The 21,855-nt window shown below is 40.8% G+C and carries 15 protein-coding genes and 1 CRISPR repeat array (1 of these 16 only partly in view); of the genes, 2 read left to right on the top strand and 13 right to left on the bottom strand.

All coding sequences use genetic code 11. From position 1 onward, the window contains the following. A CRISPR array of direct repeats spans window positions 1-1,624; the repeat unit is 28 nt; unit sequence TTTCTAAGTGGCCTGTGCGGCCATGAAC; it reaches 25 nt to the left of the window's first position. A 129-nt stretch (window positions 1,625-1,753) separates the two neighbouring features. The 6 genes from cas6f to FLAVO9R_RS04195 form a co-directional block, all read right to left on the bottom strand. Then, window positions 1,754-2,305, bottom strand: a complete 552-nt coding sequence (gene cas6f, locus FLAVO9R_RS04220) for a type I-F CRISPR-associated endoribonuclease Cas6/Csy4 (RefSeq protein ID WP_159529062.1) — start codon at window positions 2,303-2,305, stop codon at window positions 1,754-1,756. Window positions 2,306-2,313: 8 nt separating this feature from the next. Further along, window positions 2,314-3,351 (bottom strand): type I-Fv CRISPR-associated protein Cas5fv, encoded by a 1,038-nt coding sequence (cas5fv, locus tag FLAVO9R_RS04215; protein WP_159529060.1) that lies wholly within the window; start codon window positions 3,349-3,351, stop codon window positions 2,314-2,316. A 9-nt stretch (window positions 3,352-3,360) separates the two neighbouring features. Further along, entirely contained in the window at window positions 3,361-4,365 is a 1,005-nt protein-coding gene (gene cas7fv, locus FLAVO9R_RS04210) for a type I-Fv CRISPR-associated protein Cas7fv (protein WP_159529058.1), read from the bottom strand. 3 nt (window positions 4,366-4,368) lie between these two features. After that, window positions 4,369-7,299, bottom strand: coding sequence for a CRISPR-associated endonuclease Cas3'' (locus FLAVO9R_RS04205; RefSeq protein ID WP_159529056.1), 2,931 nt, complete (start codon window positions 7,297-7,299; stop codon window positions 4,369-4,371). Further along, window positions 7,296-8,273, bottom strand: a complete 978-nt coding sequence (cas1f, locus tag FLAVO9R_RS04200; protein ID WP_159529054.1) for a type I-F CRISPR-associated endonuclease Cas1f — start codon at window positions 8,271-8,273, stop codon at window positions 7,296-7,298. Before cas1f ends, FLAVO9R_RS04205 begins: the two co-directional genes overlap by 4 nt. 137 nt (window positions 8,274-8,410) lie before the next feature. After that, complete coding sequence (locus FLAVO9R_RS04195; protein ID WP_159529052.1) at window positions 8,411-9,238, bottom strand: WYL domain-containing protein; 828 nt, start codon at window positions 9,236-9,238, stop codon at window positions 8,411-8,413. A gap of 647 nt (window positions 9,239-9,885) precedes the next feature. Here FLAVO9R_RS04195 and FLAVO9R_RS04190 point away from each other — a divergent pair. Next, window positions 9,886-10,467 carry a hypothetical protein gene (locus tag FLAVO9R_RS04190; protein WP_159529050.1) on the top strand — a complete coding sequence of 194 codons (582 nt, stop codon included), beginning with the start codon at window positions 9,886-9,888 and terminating at the stop codon, window positions 10,465-10,467. 114 nt (window positions 10,468-10,581) lie between these two features. On the opposite strand, the gene FLAVO9R_RS04185 is transcribed toward FLAVO9R_RS04190, so the two are convergent. The 4 genes from FLAVO9R_RS04185 to FLAVO9R_RS04170 form a co-directional block, all read right to left on the bottom strand. Then, window positions 10,582-11,763 carry a tyrosine-type recombinase/integrase gene (locus tag FLAVO9R_RS04185; protein ID WP_159529048.1) on the bottom strand — a complete coding sequence of 394 codons (1,182 nt, stop codon included), beginning with the start codon at window positions 11,761-11,763 and terminating at the stop codon, window positions 10,582-10,584. Further along, entirely contained in the window at window positions 11,760-12,758 is a 999-nt protein-coding gene (locus FLAVO9R_RS04180; protein ID WP_159529046.1) for a replication initiation factor domain-containing protein, read from the bottom strand. The genes FLAVO9R_RS04185 and FLAVO9R_RS04180 overlap by 4 nt, the downstream gene beginning before the upstream one ends. A gap of 77 nt (window positions 12,759-12,835) precedes the next feature. Continuing rightward, complete coding sequence (locus FLAVO9R_RS04175) at window positions 12,836-13,057, bottom strand: helix-turn-helix domain-containing protein (RefSeq protein WP_159529044.1); 222 nt, start codon at window positions 13,055-13,057, stop codon at window positions 12,836-12,838. Window positions 13,058-13,212: 155 nt separating this feature from the next. After that, window positions 13,213-13,701, bottom strand: a complete 489-nt coding sequence (locus tag FLAVO9R_RS04170) for a hypothetical protein (RefSeq protein ID WP_159529042.1) — start codon at window positions 13,699-13,701, stop codon at window positions 13,213-13,215. Window positions 13,702-14,280: 579 nt separating this feature from the next. Between FLAVO9R_RS04170 and FLAVO9R_RS04165 the strand changes: the two genes are divergently transcribed. Next, on the top strand, window positions 14,281-15,849 hold the full coding sequence (locus tag FLAVO9R_RS04165; protein ID WP_159529040.1) for a hypothetical protein: 1,569 nt from the start codon (window positions 14,281-14,283) through the stop codon (window positions 15,847-15,849). A gap of 191 nt (window positions 15,850-16,040) precedes the next feature. Here FLAVO9R_RS04165 and FLAVO9R_RS04160 read toward each other — a convergent pair whose 3' ends face one another. The 3 genes from FLAVO9R_RS04160 to FLAVO9R_RS04150 all read right to left on the bottom strand — a co-directional run bounded on the left by FLAVO9R_RS04160 (window position 16,041) and on the right by FLAVO9R_RS04150 (window position 21,854). After that, complete coding sequence (locus tag FLAVO9R_RS04160) at window positions 16,041-17,360, bottom strand: integrase family protein (protein ID WP_159529038.1); 1,320 nt, start codon at window positions 17,358-17,360, stop codon at window positions 16,041-16,043. Window positions 17,361-17,694: 334 nt separating this feature from the next. Further along, a complete protein-coding gene (locus FLAVO9R_RS04155; RefSeq protein ID WP_159529036.1) occupies window positions 17,695-18,684 on the bottom strand; it encodes a LacI family DNA-binding transcriptional regulator in 990 nt (329 codons plus the stop codon). Between the two features lie 155 nt (window positions 18,685-18,839). Continuing rightward, window positions 18,840-21,854 carry a TonB-dependent receptor gene (locus FLAVO9R_RS04150; protein WP_159529034.1) on the bottom strand — a complete coding sequence of 1,005 codons (3,015 nt, stop codon included), beginning with the start codon at window positions 21,852-21,854 and terminating at the stop codon, window positions 18,840-18,842. Window position 21,855 lies beyond the last annotated feature (1 nt).

Raw genomic sequence — 21,855 nt, 5'->3', positions numbered from 1 at the left:
AACTGCACACAAAGTACCTTACACATTAATGGACTTTTCTAAGTGGCCTGTACGGCCATGAACTCATAATTTCCCCTGCCTCACAGCGTTGGAATTTTCTAAGTGGCCTGTGCGGCCATGAACCAATATGCCGACTTATGGCTTAAGCGGTTCACTTTCTAAGTGGCCTGTGCGGCCATGAACCATAACGGCCAAGTACACCAGCTTGAGAAGCATTTCTAAGTGGCCTGTGCGGCCATGAACATCCTGAATTGTTTTATCAAATCACTAGCGCATTTCTAAGTGGCCTATGCGGCCATGAACGATAAATATGGCCTTGAATTATCTGCGCTAATTTTCTAAGTGGCCTGTGCGGCCATGAACCCGACATTTTAACGCCGTTTTTACGTGACGTATTTCTAAGTGGCCTGTGCGGCCATGAACCTGTCAACACTTGCAAACTCACTAAGGATAAATTTCTAAGTGGCCTGTGCGGCCATGAACAGAAAGAACATCCCCTTTACGCGCTGCACAAATTTCTAAGTGGCCTGTGCGGCCATGAACAGCCGACACATGAAGCGTTTCAACACGCTTAATTTCTAAGTGGCCTGTGCGGCCATGAACACAGCCCATCCAACGCCTACACGCCCTATCAATTTCTAAGTGGCCTGTGCGGCCATGAACAGTCAGTGATAGTCTCCGGTGAAACCCAGTTATTTCTAAGTGGCCTGTGCGGCCATGAACAGTAGAAATAAGCGTCATTCGCTGTCGCGGTGTTTTCTAAGTGGCCTGTGCGGCCATGAACCCGCTCATATAGACGCCAGCGGCTAGTGACAATTTCTAAGTGGCCTGTGCGGCCATGAACGTCGGTCTCGGCTATCAGTCGACTAGCTTCAATTTCTAAGTGGCCTGTGCGGCCATGAACGTTGGGATTTGGATTATCGCCCACTTGATTTTTTTCTAAGTGGCCTGTGCGGCCATGAACCCTCCTTGGCAGTTATAGACATTTTCTGATAATTTCTAAGTGGCCTGTGCGGCCATGAACACATTACTTTATATTTGTTAGGCTCTCCTAGATTTCTAAGTGGCCTGTGCGGCCATGAACATTGCCGAGACCGTTGGAAATACGCTTGAGCATTTCTAAGTGGCCTGTGCGGCCATGAACGGTCAAACCACACCTACCGCTTAAACGTGGTATTTCTAAGTGGCCTGTGCGGCCATGAACAGCCTTTACTATTTATACCCGCCCCTCTTGGTTTTCTAAGTGGCCTGTGCGGCCATGAACGGGTTCGTGTTCCAGCTGCAGAATTGAATATATTTCTAAGTGGCCTGTGCGGCCATGAACCCCCTATCAAAACAGCAGTTATGCCATTTAACTTTCTAAGTGGCCTGTGCGGCCATGAACTGCCTGCTGTGGTACCGTGCTGAAGCGAGAAATTTCTAAGTGGCCTGTGCGGCCATGAACGTGTGGGATGGTGACAGTAGAACTTTAGGTACTTTCTAAGTGGCCTGTGCGGCCATGAACATAGGGCCTACACACTGGCTGAAGGTGTTGCTTTTCTAAGTGGCCTGTGCGGCCATGAACGTTAGCCACTTCCCAGAAGTCATTGTGCTGTATTTCTAAGTGGCCTGTGCGGCCATGAACAATAAAAATAACGCAAAAAAATGAGTTACCTCAAGCAATTAGTTCGTAAATGTCAGAAACACCAACCTTTAACTAACATTCGTAACTCATTATTTTAATTGCAATTTTTTAAAGAACAATTTCAATTGGTTAAAACCATGGAATAGTAGCTGACTTACTCAGGCCATATGAGTCAAAAGTACCGACAATTGGTTCCGCCAGAACTTCGCCAAAATTGAAGAACTTACGATAGACCTGCCCGGTAGAGCTACTCAAAATGTCGAGGTAGGGATTACCGAAACTGTTAGATAACATTTTAATTTTATAACGTTTCTCACCATCCTTATCTATTGACCCTCTTGCAATTAAGCGGCGTAGCTTTGAGCTACTCAAATTAGAGCGTCTCTCTTTAATGTTTCGGTATTGAACTACATCTGGAATAGGGCAAATACCGCTTACATTGCAATAACCAATTAATGGCCCTAACCAATTTAAACCTTGTAACTCGATTAGCTTATCTTCATTTCCATGTAGTCGATATACCAATCCTAATTTGACCTTAACTTTTGGAAAGCTAATACCAATTTGATTTGTTTCGAGAGTTACTAACCCTTTGTGGAATTTAGTAAATACCTTACTGCTTAGTTCGGCCTCTCTAAGTTCTGCATCTGGCTTTAATACAACATCTATATAAGAATTCATACATCCCCCTAAGCCCGAATGCTTGATACATAAGCAAGGCCTTTTTTCCCTAGATAAAAACTAGACACACCAGCATTTTCGATCAATGTTTTAATCTCATGGCCTTTTGTACGGTCGACATCAATGGTAATATCCAATTGACCATTTGCTTTTGTCATCATAGAGGTCACCTCACCTTGCCCTTTAATTTTTTCTTTTTTGATAAAAGGGTTGCCCCAAATTAATTTAGGCTTACCAGTAGTATATTGATTCATAAAATCACGCCTACCGTTATACCCTCGTTTTGAAAAGCCGCTAATGCTACCTCTAGGACTTAAGGAGCTGGTCATATCGAACCTTAAACGCAATCGCTCTAATTGAATATATAATCCAGCGGAGTAAAGCCTAATTAGCTTAACCTTCCCATTTGACTCAATATATGGTGTTGGGACCTTATCAGTCACTAAATCAGAATATTTATTTGTTAAAAGTTCAACAGCTTCCTTAATTCTATTGACATTCTCAACAGAACCTATTTCTAAAATTTCATCTACAAGATCAGCCACATACAAAGGTGAGAGACGTACTTCCTTATTAACAACAAATCCTGAATCTAGGATAAAATCGCAAAGCTCACTAGGGTCCAGTTTTAATACTCCAAGAAACTCTTTAGAATAGCCCGACGTAAACACTGGGTCGTCAGCCTTAACCATCCCAGTAAAAGACTGTTGATCTTTACTTCCATTCATATTTCGAATAAACGTTATTTCGTTCGTTTTTTCAGCTTTATCTGTAAAGCTAACTTTATCCTCCAAGTTTTCGAAGTAGTAACTTTGTTCATACAACTTATTTCGCGCCTGATAGAGCTTCCTTTGGTCCCCGATCAAACGATTAAGCACGCCCATAACAGTATTGAGTGTGGTTTCGTGAAATTTAAAATTTCCTTCCTTTTTTAAATTAGTCATAGAACCAAGAAATTCTCTGCCTTTTTTAGGTACTGGTTCGTTATTCGATCCACCTAAAAAGGAGTTTCGCCAACAGGAGTCATATTCAATGATGATTTTCATTACTCTCTCCTACTTTGCGTAAAAGTATTGAGCGTAGTTAGATTGCGGCTCAGGGACGATTTCGGATTCATCTCGTTTGATGCGCATCATTTTGTGGCTGTCGTTGTAATCAACAATAATCTCATCAACATACATATAGCCTTTCGCTTGACGAATACTTAAGTTCGCAATACGAGACAATGTGTGTTCTATGAGGGTTTGTATTGCCTCTTCATTTAACAAAATACCGCACTCGCCTTCTTCGAAAATAGTACCTTGGCGTACGTAATTGCTGTGAAAAGTCGCTACAGAATCGCGCTCAGAGTTTAGTGACTTAATAAAATTCTGTACTGTTAACGCGACTTCTTCCCCTTGGCCTTCTTTAATAATCATGCTGGCACGATCAAACTTCTTGTCGAGCGAGATAAATTGCAGTTGCTCTATGCTAATGGAACCATAAGAGGTGTATTGCGTGTCACCAAATGTTGTTTTTGAGAAAAATGAATTACTGCTTTCTTCTCCTTTTTTATTCGTTTCTTTTTCTTTAGTTCCAGAGCGCCCCATTTGCTCGAAGTTACCGTTACCTAATTGATCAATAAAATCTTCAATCAGTAAGCAACTGGTTCTTTTACATTGGCTCGCTGGAACGACGTAGCCACGGATGAGACCCGTAATAGAAGCCAAAACCTTCTCAAGGTTCTTCTCGCCAGCAAAGTGTAAATCAAAAGATTGCTCTTTGAATAAATGATGACGAATACAATTCTGACTGATATACAAGGGCGTTTTTTTGAAGTCAATATCTGCCGCTTCTTTTAATTTAGGAACTTTAAAAGAATTACCTTTTTGTGTTGTACCCTCGTCATATTCGTTCTTAAAACTATTTGTATACCCTCTTAACTTTGGCATTGTGTGATTTTCATATGGTTTTAATGGGTGTTCACCTTTCAATTTGGTCGGCCCATTCCAATTAACGACACCATGCCCTAATGCTTTAATTTTAAAATCAACACTCTTAATTCCTGTTACTCTTTCCATAGCTTATTCCTCATTTTCTGTGGTTTGATTTATTTGGTTAATTGAAATAGCGCCAATCGGTTGCTTATCACAAATTGCATAATAAATAGCATGCGGGTGTTTCGAGTTCTCTCCCCCCACTGGCAATAAATCATTAATGGTATAACTCAAGTAAATTGGATATTCAGGATCTCTTGCATCATTCAACAACACGAAATCTTTGTATGGCTTTCTTCCGCCCTTGATGTTGTGGTGTTTAGCGAACATATAGGAAAGTAAGTTTTTGTCACTCTGTTCGTAACCTTGGATAGCATTTGTGGAATAAGTAAGGTTATCGATATCGTTTTCGTCATCCAGCGGCATCGCATAAGCGTATTGCTCAAGGTATTTGGGTCCGCTTTTGCTCACATCAACCATGGCAAGCTGAACAAATCTGTTGTCGCCTCTCAAAGATGATTTCGCAATTTTCCCTCGCCCCTTATCTTTTTGTTTTTTCGACGGTATAAAGATAGGATCCATCACTTGCGCATTTATTTTTTCGACACTCTTTTTAAGAGAAGCAACAAGGTCACTTTCGATGGACGTACATGTTACTTCTGAGTGATGAAATTCTTTATACAGCGAGTATATTTCTGGCAAAGTAAAGATTTTGCCTTCAAGCGAATTCAATAAGTGCTGATACCATTTTCGCGTTGAATTTAACGTGTACATTTTTGATAAAAAGTTAGCAGCAGGGCTTTTACCCTTTGCATTAGCAATGGATTCGGGAACGGCTAAGGTATAAACATTCACGCCATCATTTTCACCAAACCTATCTAGCCGACCTAGGCGCTGCAAGCTGTCTTCCGCATTGGTGATTTCTGCTGTCATAGCATCGCAACTTATGTTTAATGAAGCCTGGACAATCGGCCCACTACGCAAAACATCAAACTTACGTGTACCGCCTTTTTTATAAGAGTCAAATACTTCAGAAAACCACTTTTGCTTATCACTTTTAATGAATTTTGAATGTAACAATACGGCATTTTCATCATGTTGATTCGCCATAAAACTTTTTTGAGCTGTTAACGCCATATTACTAATGACAAACGTGGTATTGCTTTGCGGAGTGTATAGTGGATTTGTGTGATCCAACTTAGTGTCATCAAACACTTTGAAGTCGATCTGATACTGACTTGTATTAAAAGAAGGCATCTCAATTATGTCTTCTTTTTCAATTCCGAGTAAATCTTCAACGAAGAGATAATGAGGTGTTGCCGAAACTAGTAATGTATTAGATTGTTCTTGTATCTTTTTAGCTTCTACTAACTCAGCAAACAATAAATTAAACGCAGGCATATTGACGTACTCATGGAATTCATCAAAAACAACGTGCGCATTTAAGTAGTCAATAAGCGTGTCAGCCTTTGTATGACTAATTACCGAACCTAATAACTGATCTATTGTGGTGATAACAATATCACCTGAAAAATAGTCGTCTGGTTCAATTGGATTATCCCATTTATTATGGAACTTAAACTCTCCAGTGTTTATCTCAATTTTACTGTTAGGTAAATATTGCTCTGACGTTAATTCATAGAATAATCCTTGGCATACCTGTACTCTTGGGCAAACCCAGATAATTTTTTGTACGTTCTGTAAGGTGGCCCATTCCAACGCTATTTTGGTCTTTCCGCAACCCGCCGCTCCAGCCAATACGGCAACGCCAGGCGCATGAGTAAGCTCTTGTGCTGTCTCTCTCTGTCTAACGCTGCGTTCACTGTTTGGGTAAAAACTTGCAAGGCAAGTTTCTATTTCGGAAGTCAAACTAGATTCTATATCTAGCAGTTCGTTGACCACCTTGTCTAACGTCTGTTCAATAATGGCATCATGCAACTCATTTGCACTAAATGCTGAAACTGTCCGGTCTGCTGTAATGACGCAAGCACGGACAATGTTGTTTAATGCATTTGGTTTGATATTAGCCTGATTGCTTTTCACAGACTCTTCCAACTCATACTCTTTGTAGCAAGGCACGTGAAGACTGCTTGGAATATCGCTATCTTCTTCTGAAAAAGACGCCTTAGAAAACGCGCGGTCTAAGATTGATACGTCCTGTCCACGATAGACCTTGTCCATGCCAACCACTTGTTGCAGTAAAATTAGAGCACGTTCTACTACTTCATCAAAGGTGCAACCTTTTTGATTAGCATTAAATTTTTTATAGATACCTTTGTATGTAGAAAAGCTCGTTTTATCTTTACGAAAAGGCTTAGCGTGATGCCAATAAATAGCGTGTTTAATGGATTCTTTGTTTTTGGATGAAACATACTGTGAGCTTGCTTCATCCATTAAATAGCAAAGTAATAGAGAGATTTCATTGTGCCGCGGGTGTTTCTCAAAACTAAATTTTGCTGTATCAATATGCTGCCCATCGTCAGGTATGTAGTTTTTCTTTTTCGGATCAGTAACCCATTGCTGAAACAATGGGTCTATTTTCCCTAAATCATGTAAACACCCCGCGATAAAATTCACGATTGAAAATTGAGGGCTATGAGGAAATAATTTTTGATGTAATTGTTCTGCAATATAACCTACCGCAAAGAGATGCTCTGCCAATGGTTGCAGTTTTGTATTGGCATATAACACCCCCACTCTAGGTTTATCTGTTGTCACATCCATAAACACTTCCTTTTCTGTTTTATTAACCGGTACTGCACCTTCGCTATTAAATTTACTGTTGCGCCCCACCATCCACAAAAACTCACTACGACTGCGCGAGCGTATCCAGTGACAGCTTATCGCAGTACTTTTACTGGCCGTTTGTCGCAGCATTTTTTTAACCGTGAGTAACCCTTCCTCTGTGATAAGGGTTTGCCACGTGTTGTCTCCTATTCTATTAGCAAAGGCATCCAATACCCGTCTCGTTTTCTTGAGTGCATTTTTCTCGCATTGGCTAACAAATGTCACCATCATAGGTTCTTTCCCTCAATTTCTTTTGAGGAGTAGTCTTGTAAAGCGATGTTCTTAACCGTGTTAAACATAAAGTCCATAGCTTTGTGATCAGTGAACTTTTGCAAGATTTGCTGACGAAACTCTTGCGCTGTCGCATTTTCTTTTGCACATACAAATGCCCAGGGCAACACAATAGCGTCTTTGATAAGGTCGGCAACATCAAACACCAATGCACCTCTGCGCGTCTTTCCATGCAAAACAGCAAAGCCGTGTGGGATTCCCAACACCCATAAGGTGCTAGCGGCTATCCCGTAAGCTAGATAGTTGCCATGGTTTAAAAAATCGTTAGCTTTGTCTGTGCTTTGGTGATTGCGTTTGAAGCCCTCTATACACACGCTGTTGGCTGCAAATTTGTATAAGGTTTTTGTAAGTTGAGCTTCTGTTAACAATAAATCAGACGTTTTTGTGGCGTACGCTGTACGTTCATGAAAGGTTGTCAGTGCCTTTTTAACTGCCGAATCACCAAGAATAAAACCTTCGTTTTTTAAATCTTTGTCACGCTTCCAAGTGCCTTCAAGGTATTTTATTCTTGTTTGCTGAAAAGTCTTTGCAGCAGTGAGGCGTTGTTCGTCGTTAAACCAAAAACGTAACCAGCCATGTAAGTATTCGGTTGGTCGATACTCACTTTGTGATGTAAGCCATTCAACCTCTGTAGCCATATGAAGGGGAGTTCCTCCCCCGCCACAAAAACCAACCAATACACCTGCTTGCGATAACATACGCATAGCGGCTTGCGTAACGGAAGTGCCAGTGCCAAGTAATAGCACAGTGGTATTGGCAATAGGAATGTTGTAGTAGAGGTTTTCTTTTTTCTCTTCGGTTAGGTAAAGAACACGACCATCTTTTTGCATGACGCGGCAATACTCAAGATAGAACATATTGGCTCGCTTAGAGTGCAATATGGCTTTCATATCCATTGGAGAGAACTGTTCCATTTCTTATATTACCTAAAACTGTGAACACATCATGTGTTTCACTTTCTACAATAGCTAGCCGAATGACAACACTGGTATTTTTAACAGGTAAAGTTTTTAGACACTAAGATTGATAGTAGTGAATTAAGTAACCGAATTTACTCGTATAACCACCGTTTAATGTCACTATAATTAACACATACCAACTGCTGGGCTTGGGGGTCTGCTTCAAGCATTTTCGTTTTTATTTGCAAGTCATCTAGGGTGTATTTCACTAAAGCGCCTCGAGCTTTTACTATTAATCGACCATCCTTCATATTGAAGTCCTTTTCGAGTGCTTGTTTTTGAATATCGCTGAGGCGGGGGTCAGGTGCTAAAATAAGGTCCACAAATGTATTCCACTTAACATCCTCTTTTTCAGTATATGAAGCTTCGTCTCCGTCGTATTCGACACTTCGAAATCGGCTTAGAACAAAATCTAAATAATTATCGCGAAGTGCGCAAAAACCTCTTACATGCCAGCGATTTGCAGCTTTAACGAAAGAGTGTGGGTAAACCAGCCTGCCAAGTGGTTCGTTGTTTGTAACAGAGAGATATTCGCAATCAACCGCAGTTTTACATTTCATCGCCTTCAAAAGCGGCCGCATAACACTAGGATCAACATATCGTGGAAGAGGCTGAATTCTTATTTGGCTTGCTGAAGGTTCGCGAGATTGAAATGAAGGGATTTTGCCTACTTGCTGCCAATCAAAGTATTCATCAACTGTTTTGTTTATGAATTTAGGATTGAAAGCTTCTGTGATTAAGTAAGCTTTCTGGGTTACGTCGTATACTAACGTATTTTCATTTGAAGCGAGGTACTTGTTAATAATGGCACTGGCACTTTGTCGACTTATATCAAAAGCTTTAATTAAAGGTTTGGTATTAACCTTCCCTTCCCAATAAGCTAATAATTCGAGCATCCAATAACGCTGTGTTAGTTCCATTTAGTTGTATCCATGCTTCCTTGTCATTCCTCACCACTATATACCAAAGTATAAGTAAGTTGATAGTAAAGACAGTCACATGTCGTCTGCCGATGCCAACTATAGGTTTGAACATCTACTAAATGTTACAAGTGGTCCGAACCAAGAACGTAATCATTTACTGGGAACTTACCGAACAGATTGCCGATATTTTGTGGCCCTAACGCTAGCACGTAATACACCACGGTTATTTATACTGAATAAAGCGCTAACCTTCGTGATTAAAGACACTCTGCTATTATTGCATTTACTTCACTACACTTTTTTGACCACGGAAACACCGTTAAAGCTAGTCAAAATTATTCTTAGATTTAGCAGTAATGCCCTGTTTCACTAAATCTCTTATTAGAAGATTTATCGGCATAACGCTTACACGTATGTCACAAGGAGGCTTCAAAGGTTCCATCTTCGTTTAAAAGACGGAAAGAAAACTGATAACTAAAGAGGATGTGAAATATGCAAAAATGACTTTAACGAAGTTGAACACTGGATGGTAAAAGCTTGGAGAATATAATTCGGTGAAATTCAAAAAAGTTGAATAAAACGTCGAAGCCACGCATTATAAACCCCGACATTAAATTAAACTAAACATAACAAGGAGTTGTTGAATGCGTGCAAGTCTTATTAGCTTATTCCTCTTGCTTTGCACTGGATGTGCTATGCCTACTTTCAGTGAACCACCTGCGATGCTGTTCGATGTGGATTCTTCCGCTCTTAAACAGTCGCAAACAGCAAAGGTTAACGATATAAAGGTGAGGGTAGGCTCCTACTTTGAGCTCACGGGAAAAGTTGATGTCCATGATTACTTAGGCGACAAATACGCAGTGACGACACTCAACGACCATTGGCTGACTAGAGCCACTCCGAAGGTGCTAGATAGTTTGAACGGTGCTTTTTCTGAAATTTTTAATGAAGACGAAGGAGAAAATTATCAGTTAGAGATGGTAATAACCAAGCTTTCGTCAAACTCTGTGCTTTCCAGTGATATTGAGTCAGAGGTTACCTATATATTCACTAATGAGTCGAGCGGCAATCTGACTCAAACAAAGGTAAAAGCTTTCGGTGCATGTAGTGTAGGTGAATATTTTGAAGGCATGTTGAGAACTGAATGTTCTAGAATTCGTTCTTTAAAGAATAATATATCTCAACTGGCTTCGCAATTATCTAATAAACAAATAACACTTCAATAGAAGCTTAAAATTAAGCCCTTTGATCTAATTAGAGCAATTCAATTGCAAGCAGTCTCGCGGTTTATTGCGGCACTTACAACATTGCTTTAACCTAAATATATTTGTCACGCTTGCTTACATTGAAATTTTGTATATTTCATTAATATTACGATGCCAGCACTCAATCACCTCCATCAAAGGTGCACGCAACGTAGTATGAATATATGTCGCGTCTAAGTGTGTCTTTTTGTGGTTGAGTAATCGCTCAACCAAATAGTAGTCAACACCACTGTCACGTAAATATGTCGAACCATACTTACGCAGGTCATGAAGAGTAAACTTCCCTTTACTCGCTTTCATGATTCTTTGAGCCGCATAGCTAGAAGACCAACCGCTACGTCCTTGCTTAACTGGAAACAGAAAACGGCTGCGGCAGTATCGCCGCTGTTGTCGTTTATAATCGCTTAACCACTTAAGTGAATGTGTTGATAATGGCAACGTTAGTGCCGCTCCAGTTTTAGTATGCTCTCCAGGGATGTTCCAAGACATTTGGTCTGTATTAAAGTCTCGCCATCGCGCCATTACCGTCTCTGTATTACGTGTAAGAAATCCTAAACAAAGCAGACACAAAAACCGGTCTGGTGCACTAAAGTGTTGAAATTGTTTTATAACCTCATTTAAAGTTAATCCAGCAAGCGCTGCTCTTTTAGGTTTAATCGAAGCTGGTAGCAGCATGATAAAATTAAGGTCCGACAAAGGATTTTCGGCAATATAGCGAAGCCCATGAGCTTGCTTAAAGGCAGCTTTCAACGTTTGAAATGCGCCTCGCAGCGTGCTCGGTGAAAACCTATCGTTTAATGGCCTTAGCCAAGCTTTGTCCAGCAGCTGTGAAGAACAATCTGATACATCAATGTCGGATAAAAATGGGAGGAGTAGGCTTTCTACTCTATGCGATTTGTTCTTTATCGTTCGAAACGAATTAAGTTCCTGTTGTGCGATGTTTGACTGATACCAGTCTAATAGCTCACCCACGCTAGTAAATCGTTCAACACTGCTTATTTTGTATCGCTTTGCGTGTTGCTCTACTAACCACTTTCTTGCCTGCTTTCGCACCTCTTGCAAACCGACTATCGGATATTCACCCAAGGCTTTGCTAGTCGATATACCGCTTTCTGAATACAAGCAATGAAAGTAGCCGACTTTTCCGTGAAGCTTTGCTGGTCGGAATTGCAATTGCGGAACAACAATGTCTCGACAAATAAAACTCCCCTTACTTGCTTGGCGAAGTAAGCTATCGGTAAATCTAATATGTTTCATATAGCTTCACCCGATTGAAGAGCAATAGCATCGGTGTATTTAGACAACGAAACATTATCAACAAAAGGCGGAAGCTCGATAACCTTGTTTCTTCCTATACGAGACAACATATCGCATGTAGCTTCTGCGCCATGATGTTCGGTAAGTGTTCCTATAAGTGGGCCATATTGACGTTTACAGTGCGCAACTCTTGCCGACATATCGCTAACATACTCACGCATAAAACGCTCAGTAACAGGTATTGCACAATGTTTTCCTAATAACTTCTGCAGTGCCTTTGGAAACGCGCTGTAGAAGTAGTCTGCACGAAGGCGAATAGCTTCGTTGGGAATTCGATCTCGGTCGTTCGCTACGAACCTCACCTCATGGCGCATCCATGGCCTACAGTATGTGAGCTTTAGTTGTTTACCTTTTTCGTAAAAGCAGCCTCTCTTGTAAGCAGTCGGGCCTCCGATATAACGTGTTCTACCCTCAATCTTGGTGCCTAGGTTTTCCTTTTTAGGTCGCTTACCACTCTGGGAATTAAAGCGCCCCCGAGAATAGTCCTTATCAATTTTTTCAATCTGATAGAGTCCATTTTCATCATCTAACGCTAGGTCAATACGTCGTATAGTCACCGTTTGCTGACCGATTAATGCTTGCAGCCACCTGTAGTCAGACTCCACCTTTTCAATACACGCACATCCAAGTCCAGTAAATTCTAAAAGAACTCTTTTATATCGCTGGCTATACTCTATTTTACCCACAACGTTTCGCGTTTGGTTTGTGGTAACAATTTTGTAGGCACAGTCATAGCCTCTACTTCGATTGCACTGTATATGACTAATAAATAACTTATATTTGAGCAACTGAACTGCAATCATTTCAAAGTAAGGATTTGGCGCTTCAACGTCATTAACTCTGAGTTTTAGGAAATCGATAAAAACTGGGGATTGTTCGGGATTCAATGTCCCATTATTTTCAGCTGAGTTCTTGCTCTTTACACCTTTATTCATGTGCTTTTACCTCAATATTCTGTGTATTCGATGATCTGGTTATTATCGATATAGATCGATTGGCATTATTTGTGGTGTTAATCACAAGAGCTCACCGGCTTATCTGCATGATAAAACCTATGTGCATTGATAAACGCTTCGACATCTTCCACACGATAACGGACACAGCGCCCTATTTTTACGTAAGATAAAGAGCTTGAGCCATGGCAACGCCACACAGCGAGCGTATTGAGTGTAACGCCCAGTTGCTCTGCTACTTCTTGAGGTGATAATAGTTTTGTTTGTGTAGTTACTTTCATTTGGGCTCTCTTAGTTTGATTAAAATGCCCGTAGATTTAACAACGATAAAGAAGCGGTAAATAGTAGGAAGGGGTCCCCCCCTTTATGAAAAAACAGGGGGGTGTATATGCTCTAGGCCTCAATTTTATTGAGCTAAACACCTAGGAGTATATTTTTAGTAAATTTTTGTTGTTGGTTTATCTTTATTGATAAGTTTAAGAAGTTCTTCCCTTGCAGCACCTTTGATATCAGGGTTTATGCCTTCTGCTTGTGCAAGCTTTCGAAAGCCTTCTGAAGATAAAATAGTATCAGCTCTTTGCTTAAAAGTTCGCTTTGTAGAGCCATCAGACTTGAAATTGTTTACTTCATTATTTAGATGAATAGCCAGCCGCAGTGAATTGTTCATCTCTTGTTTACCACTCTCATTTATTCTTTCTTCAACTTCTGAGGGTAAACAACTCAATAGTAGGTTAAAACTATTCTCAATAGCTGATATTGCGTTTTTACAAACAGAGCTAAAATCACAAGTAGCAATATCTTGCTTCTCACGATGTTGAGCCTCTTTATAAGTAGAATAAGATTGCTCTATAAAGCTTTGTTTTTCCAAAATATTACGCAGTACTTCATCAATATCGTTGAGGTCTATGTTTGATAATTTAGTCATTTAATCTTTTCGTTAGCATGGTGAGTTATGGGTTCAATGCATATCTGTTTAGAGGTTAGGATTTATAGACGTCTGTAGCTACTTAGTCTGTTTTCCAAGGTATTGATATGCTTGACTAGGATGCAACGAATCACCTTCGGCGACAATCCGTCACCAAAAAATAGAGTTGTTTTTTCGCATGTAAAGATGAAGTTTTGTTGTCAGCAAATTGAGACATGTCGATGTTTGCAGGGCGTAGCTGAACAATTTCTGTAAAACTAAATTCTCCAATCAAACATTCAGTTTTCTGAAAACGGAAAAAAACTGACAAAATACAATCTAAGTGATTGGAAATGAGTAAAAATTACTTAATAATACTTTGCTCAGTTAGTGGATTTCCAAAGGGCACTCATGAAGTGTAATTTTTTTTTAATACTCTTGTTATTGTGTTCATGCTCTTCAACAAAGGTACCCCTACCCGAAACAGCCATCTACAACTCCAGCTACTCCCGTAATACTCATATCGCTGACTTAGTCAAAGAGGAACGATATAGTGAAGCGATTACAGTTATACTTTCTCAGAATACAAACAAAATATATATGGAAAAAACCACCTCTGTTCCTCTTGATAGATATCTGTTAAGCCATAAAGGGCAAACTACTATCGATAACTTAGTAAATGATTTGTCTTCAGAAAACTTACAAGATAGAACCAGATGGAAAGATTTTTCCAAACATGTTGATAAGACAAATGCTTTGATTCAAGCTTTTGGTAGTGACTGGGAAGCCGATTGGAAAACACGTTTAGAAAAAAGTATTGACCATACACTTGCTGAAGCCCAAGTAAATTTAGTAAACAACCTCACTACTTGCAAAGCTAATGATTTGGTTAACTGTATCAGGGAGTACCCTGTTAAACTTTGGAAAATTGATAACGAAGAGCCATATAAGCTGGTTCATGAGATAGTGAGAAAAAAAGCAACAGCAACCGACTCTCTCAATATTTTCATAGAAGAAATTAGTCTTTTCAAAACCCTGCAAGAGCATTTTTTGAAAAGTGAAAATACATACGCCAATATTTACTGGTTAAACAACAGTACCACTCAGGTAACACGTTCCGTCCCGCACTTTAAAACCATGGTGTTACAGAATAAAATTGTCGATAAAATTTCAAAGTTAGAACATGATTTCTTTTTAATTGGACTACCAATCCAAGATACCGCATCGATAGTAGACAAAAAATCGCTTCAAGTATCTTCGAAGTTTGAATCTGGCTCAATAAATAAGATTAACCCTCAATATGAAAGAATCAGTTTTGAGATTCAGCAGCTAAGAAGTGAAATTAACTATCAAAATTCTGTAATGAGTTCCGCTAACCTAAGCGGTGGGGGAGCTGCCTTCATGAGAGGCCAGCTCATGTCAATGCAAAGTGAGCTTAGAGCGCTTAGCAACAGCCTATCTCAAACACCTAGATACGTTCAAAAAAAATCATTTTCTCCTTATACCTATAACATACAGATTTTTAATGTTGAACGTAAAGCATCTTGGAGATTTTTTCTTATAGACATGGAACGAGATCTTGTCTGGGAGAATACTGTTGAAGACGAATCGGTGCGAACGTTTGAATTAAAGCATGGAGTCCACCAAGCCGATAAATCGGCCAAAAATAGTAGCTTAGATATAACAAAGCTCATTGAAGACGTTTACCGACAGCCACTCCGATTGGACCTAGATAAACTCACCAATTCGAGCAGTTACAGTCAAATTGACGTAAGCTCAAATAGTAAAGTTATTAATACTTTAACGCCTCTTTATGAATCAAAAGCAATCAACTATTTACACAGGGAAAATTTTAGGTTTATTGCTCAACTTACAAATCAGCAGAATGCGCAGCATTACCTAAGTAACGCTACAATATCTTCACAAAGTAATTACCCGAGCACTTTTCCTATCACCGGAGAGTTTTTCATTTCCAAAGTATCAAATGACGGTGGAATCGTTTCATTAAACGACGGAAGTGTTTGGCAAGTAGATGCTTTAGATAAAATTGATTCAATGCTTTGGCTTCCTGCTTCAACCGTTGTTGTAGTTAACGATTCGTATGGTTATTCAATGATCAACCTAGACGATGGCGAGAATGTACGAGTAGAGTATTTGGGTAGAAAGTAACTGTCCCGGCTCAGCCACTGGAGCCTGAATTAGTGATACAGGCTTAGAATTGAAGGTTTTCTTTTTTCGAATTATTAATGACCAGTATTTTAGGTTAAGCCTAATGCCCCAATTTTTCTATGACGAACCGCTTTCGCTCGTAGTTCTCAGTCAGATTAAGCCCAGTCTAAGCAGTAGTATACTACCCATATTCACGAAACCTGAGCCAACAACCGTTGAGCCAACGCTAGTTTTTCTTCCTTACTTAATGAGGCTATGTCCACCAGCCCTGAATTAACTTCGTCCGCTTTCTGCCTCCTCCCTGCTAATTCCAAAATTTTATTTTCAATGCGCTTTGCTGGTTCACGTAACTCTTCCGGAGTAAGAACGGTGTATCCAGCGGTTACGTCATTACGCCCTGTTTTATGATTCAGCAACCTTTTCAAGGTATAGGTGCCTGTTTGGATTCGCTCGGCTACCGTAGTGAAAGTACGACGAAGATCATGCATTGAAAAAACAACTTCGCCACGTTCGCTCACTTTATGCAGAACTTTCTTTGGCTCAACGATTCTACCTACATTGTTTACGGCATTGAAAACGTAAGGGCTTTCAGTCTGGTATTCTTTTCTACGTTCAAAAATACTTTGTAAGTGTGGTGATATTGGCAATTTTAAAGGGTCACCGTTTTTAGTTTTTTCTACCCAGAAACTGCGTTCGCCTAAATTTACTTGCTCCCACTTCAATTGAACTAACTCTGTTTTACGCAAACCGGTAAATAGAGCAGTCTCAATGTAGTCACATACGGATATAGGGAAAAGCATAGAAGTAGCGATACCCTCGTTTCTGACATCGTCTACTGCATCTAAAAACGCCCCAATTTGCTGTCCATTTAAATAAGTCTGCTTTCTTCCAACATGATGCCAAGCGCGTAGGTGCGATAAAATATGAACTGGGTTTTCTTCAAAGTGACTTACTCCATTTTCGTCTCGGTACTCGAATTTGGCAAAGTTAAACAATGCTCGAATAAAACGCATAGTTAAGTCGGCCTGAGCTTTACTGCGCTTTGTTATGCTCGCATGTACTTTTTTTACCGTATTTTCATCAAAATAAATAAGAGGCTCTTCGCGATGGTCTTCAAGGTAACAATCCATCACCTGGTTATATCCCCGTAGAGTATTGTCAGAAAGCGACTTATTACTTTTGTAGTGGAGGAAAACCTCTTTCATAGTTACTAGCTTTTCTTGCTGCTTTCTAGTTTCTGTATTTGGGTTTTGCTTATTAACGATTTTGTTGAGCGTTTCACGCGCAGACTGTCTCGCCTGTTCAATTGTCAATTCGGGAAATGAACCTAACGTTACACTTAACGGTGAAGATTGATGCTTCAACCTTTTATAAACTCGAAATACTTTTTTGCCCGCAGGTGTTACATCGCAAACCAGACCCGCAACATCCAAGTCGTAATAGCGCTTACGTTTTTCTTGCGGGTTTATTTCTTGAAGAACTTTTTTGGTGAACTTGAACTTTTCAGGCATAGCCGTCCGATCTGCTTATGATTTCTGTGCTACAAAAACTGTAGCACAGCCCACTCCCCTGTGCTACAAATGTGCTACAAAAGAAATAAACAAAGATCAAACAAAAACAATATAAATACATGTTTTTAAATGACTTATATAAAATTTAAGTGAATTTCAATAAAATGCAAAAAACCTTTATAAATCAATAAGCCAAGATAACTCATAATCGGCAGGTCCCCTGTTCAAGTCAGGGTGGGGCCACCATTTTTCTATATACACCTTCACCACCGTGTGCATAACCAAACACGATGTAAATCTGATTATCATTTACTAATAACGAACAACCTCACGTTTATTTCAAAGCGCTGGTGCTATCTCTAATGATGATTTCATAGGGAAGAATATATTCGGAAAAGCTGGGCTGTCTCCCTTCAATTATGCGAAACAAAAGTTCGGCGGCTTTTTCTCCCATCTCAACTGCGGGTTGCCTTATTGTAGTCAACGACGGATCGCAATAACTCGACACATCAAGATCGTCAAATCCTGTTATTGATATATCCTCAGGTATTCTAAGACCTTGCTCTTTAATCCCCTTCATTGCGCCTATCGCCATTTGATCATTTGCGCAAAAAATAGCTGTTGGCCTATCTTCCATTTTAAGAATATGGCGCACCGCATTTAACCCAGACCAATACTTAAAATCGCCTTCTACTACTAAGTTTTCTTCGTAGCTTAGGCCTGCTTTTTCTAGCGCTTGGCGATATCCTTGAACCCTTTCCTTCGAATGAGCGTTATCTCGAAGCCCCGAAATCACGCCTATTCGTTTATGGCCTAGATTAATGAGGTATTGCACCATTTTTTGCGCCGCATCAATATTATCGATACGAACAGATAAATAGGGCGTGCCCTCGCAGCCAGCAGCATTTATCGCTTTAACGTCTTTCATAGGCAGCAACGCATTTTTAGAATGTGGCGTAAGTTGAATAAGCCCATCAGCTTGTCGGGTTTCCACTAACCGAATAAACTCTTCTTCTCGGTTCATGTTGTCTCGAGTATCCCCCAACAGCACATTATAGCCATGCTTGGCAGCAGTATCTTCAACACCGCTTATAAGCGTCGCAAAAAATAGATTGGCGATATCAGGCACCAGCACCACTATGGTATTGGTTCGCTGCAAGCGGAACTTCTGTGCCGATAAATTAGGTCGATATTGAAGTTTCTCTATAGCCTTATTGACTCGTAAAAGGCTTTGTTTTGAAACCATCTCAGGGTTACTTATTGCGCGCGAAACTGTCGCTATTGATAAACCAGATTCCCTAGAAACGTCTCGGATGGTCGCCATAGTATTTTGATACTTATTGTTATTAACATGGAGGTGATTAAAAGAGTGCTACGGTGTGAAATATCAGATACCTGAAAATCATACTAACTTTCCCTTTCTGCCAAGTGTAATTCATGGGGAGTACAAAACGTACCCCCCAACAATGATTAGCTAAATTAGAACTTGGCGCGAACGCCTACTATGTATCTTGTTTCATAGTAATTTTGGAAGGCATACTGATCTTCCCATTGCAGGTAATAATCTTCGTATTCCCCAGTAATATTAGAGCCCTGCGCATAGACAGACATGTTCTCTGTAATGTCGTAGCTGGCAGAAATATCTACGTATGAGGTCGGCGCTTGAAATAGGTTAAGTGCTCCCCACCCGCCTTGGCCAGCTAGTCTTTCACTACGATAATTATAAGCAATACGCGCTTCGAACCTGTCTCCCTGATACCAACCAATAACGTTGAACTGACGTTCTGAGTTATCGGTGAACATGTTCTCTTCACCATAAATATCGGTACCTGCACCTTCGCTAGGCGAGTAAGTGAAGTTCGTGTCTATACCAAAACTAGCGAGTAATGAATCAGGTTCAACTATGTCGCTAAATGCTACTTTAGCGCCAAGTTCGAAGCCTTCAAGTGTTCCACCATCTCCTTGCACCAAGGTAGTTATAGGCACGCTTCTTCTTACAATGCCATCAGCATCTGGCATTTCCATATCTACCGTTTCATTCACAGTAAAACTGTCTATATCAACACGGAAAACAGCGGCACTCACCATACTCGCCTGACCGATGTACCATTCTAGTGACAAATCGTAGTTGGTAGAGCGCCATGGATCGAGTTGAGGATTACCCGCAAGACTTCCACCGGTAACAATGAACTGACCTTGCGTAGGGCTGCCTTCAACTGAATCAAGTGCATTGCTAAGTGCTAAACCTTCACCGTACTGGTTTAGATTTAATGGCGTCATATTTTCAGAGTAAGCAAATCGGGCAATTACGTTGTCAGTAATGCGGTAGGCCAAATTCAATGAGGGTAAAACATCGGTATATTCATTGTCTGAAAGCACATCGCCTACATCAATGGCTGTGGCGCTATACGGTAAATTATCACCGGCAATATTTTGCTTAACAGACAAGTCTGTTTCGATAACTCGTACGCCTACATTACCTGTTAATAAACCATCTAAGCCTTCAAAGTTAGCTTGTAGAAAATAACTCAGCTCTGCCACATCTGCATTGAAGCTGGAACCTGGCACAATTTCTCGGGTTGATTGGCCGAATACGCGATTGTGAAAAGCTTCTGGATCATCATAGTCAGCGGGGTCTACTGCCCATACGGTAGGTATGCCCGACACTGGTCCAAAGTCTGAGACTTGAATAACGTTGTTGTTCTGATCTAACGGAATATTTTCTAACGCGGCATAAGGCATAAATTGACCATCAACAACTTCACCGTCTGAACACGATGGAGCATTTGCACCAAGCAATACATCGGTCGCTTTCCACTGGGCTAAGCAACCTGCAGTTTGCACCGGTGAAAATAGATGATAGCGCTCATAATCGGCACTTCGCTTCCCATAACGGATCCCCGCTTCAATACTAGTAACGAAACCACTTTCAAAGAGATACTTACCTTTCATACTGAAGGCATTAATGTCGCCGTTTGCGTTTTCATTATTCTCAGAGCTATACGCGCCCACATTGTAGCTTCCCAGATTCCCCATATAATCGGCTATTGTCGCGCCATCGCCTAACCCACCAGCAAGAGAACGGTCGAAGCCACTCCATACAGGATGTTCACCGGTTGTATCGTAGGTAAGGTGCGGGTTTTCACTGTAACCTAACGCATTAATCGCTTGTAAGCAGCCGCCTTGATCGCCGACTACCTCATCCTCTGGTCTGCACTTATCCGCTGGCACTAGATTCGTCGTACGACCAAGCGTAGTTTGGCCGTTAGTCATATCACCTTCGTTATAACCGTGACGATGCTCCTGTGACGCTCTGCCTACGATTGCTCTAAACTGACCAGTAAATGCACCACCATTATCGTAATCTAGCTGCAAATTTATATTCGTCGAGCTATTGTTATAAACGTCATTTTGCGTGAAAGACTTCATTCGCGAGGGGTAAAGCTCTGCTTGCTGCCAAGCGTACATTTCGCCACCATCAATCATTGCGCCCGTAGCTCGCTCTTCGGTTGGTTCAAACCAACCTCTAGGGCCCCACTTGTTGGTCGCGCTTAATCCTACTTTTCGGTTGTATTCTTCTTGCTCTGTGTAAAATACATCAGCGGTAAATATGAAACCTTCTCCTAAATCGACCTGGGTAGAGGAGTTTATCCCTATCCGTTCTCGTTCAGTACCTTGATTCCATGCAGAAAAGCCTTGTGCCCCAAGGATCACTCTTCCTTCTCGGCCTGCTACTCCGATATCATCGGCACTAGTTCGGTCAGTCCAACCAGCGTCGCCAGGGTTTGCTGTGTTTAAACCATTATAAGAATTCGCTAAATTCACATTGGCATAGGTACCGGAAAGCATGAAGCCAACTTTCCCGTTTTGCCAGTTATAAAGTGCTGATAAGTTCGGATCATTTGAGGTTGTTTCATCGCCTCGCTGAACCTCTGCTGCACCACTGAATGTTGAACCTTCCTCGAAATCAAATGGACGATAAGTTTTAAGATTCACCGTGCCGGTGATACCCGCATTTCCAAGGTTCGCAGTGGCATTTTTAAATACATCGGCACCACGAAATAAGGGAGAAGGAATATCACTGAAGTTAGGTTGAGTAGATACTACTGAGTTTGCGCCAAGGTACTGCTCACCATTTAGCTGAGTGACAACTTGAGGTAAACCGCGAATGTTAAGCGAACCTCCCTCACCAGCTGTGCGTCGAATTTGAACGCCTGAAATACGTTGCAGTGAATCAGTAATGGTGACATCCGGTAATTTACCGATATCTGTCGCGGCGATAGAGTCGACCACCGTTGCAGCATGCCGTTTGGCAAAAATGGAAGCCTCTTGAGAACCTCTAATACCACTAACATTAATGACTTCTATATCGTCAAGTTCATCAGATGTCTCAGTTTCCTGGGCTGATGCCGTATAACTTTGTGTTGCAGCTAGAACGCACAATGCTAGTGCGGTTCGTTTGAATCCGTGATGGTGTTTTAAACTGTCTCTCATC

The organism is Alteromonas sp. 38 (assembly GCF_902506055.1).
GTDB lineage: Bacteria > Pseudomonadota > Gammaproteobacteria > Enterobacterales > Alteromonadaceae > Alteromonas > Alteromonas lipotrueae.
The sequence above is the reverse complement of the archived record's forward strand: the minus strand, read 5'-3'. Positions and strand labels throughout refer to the sequence as shown.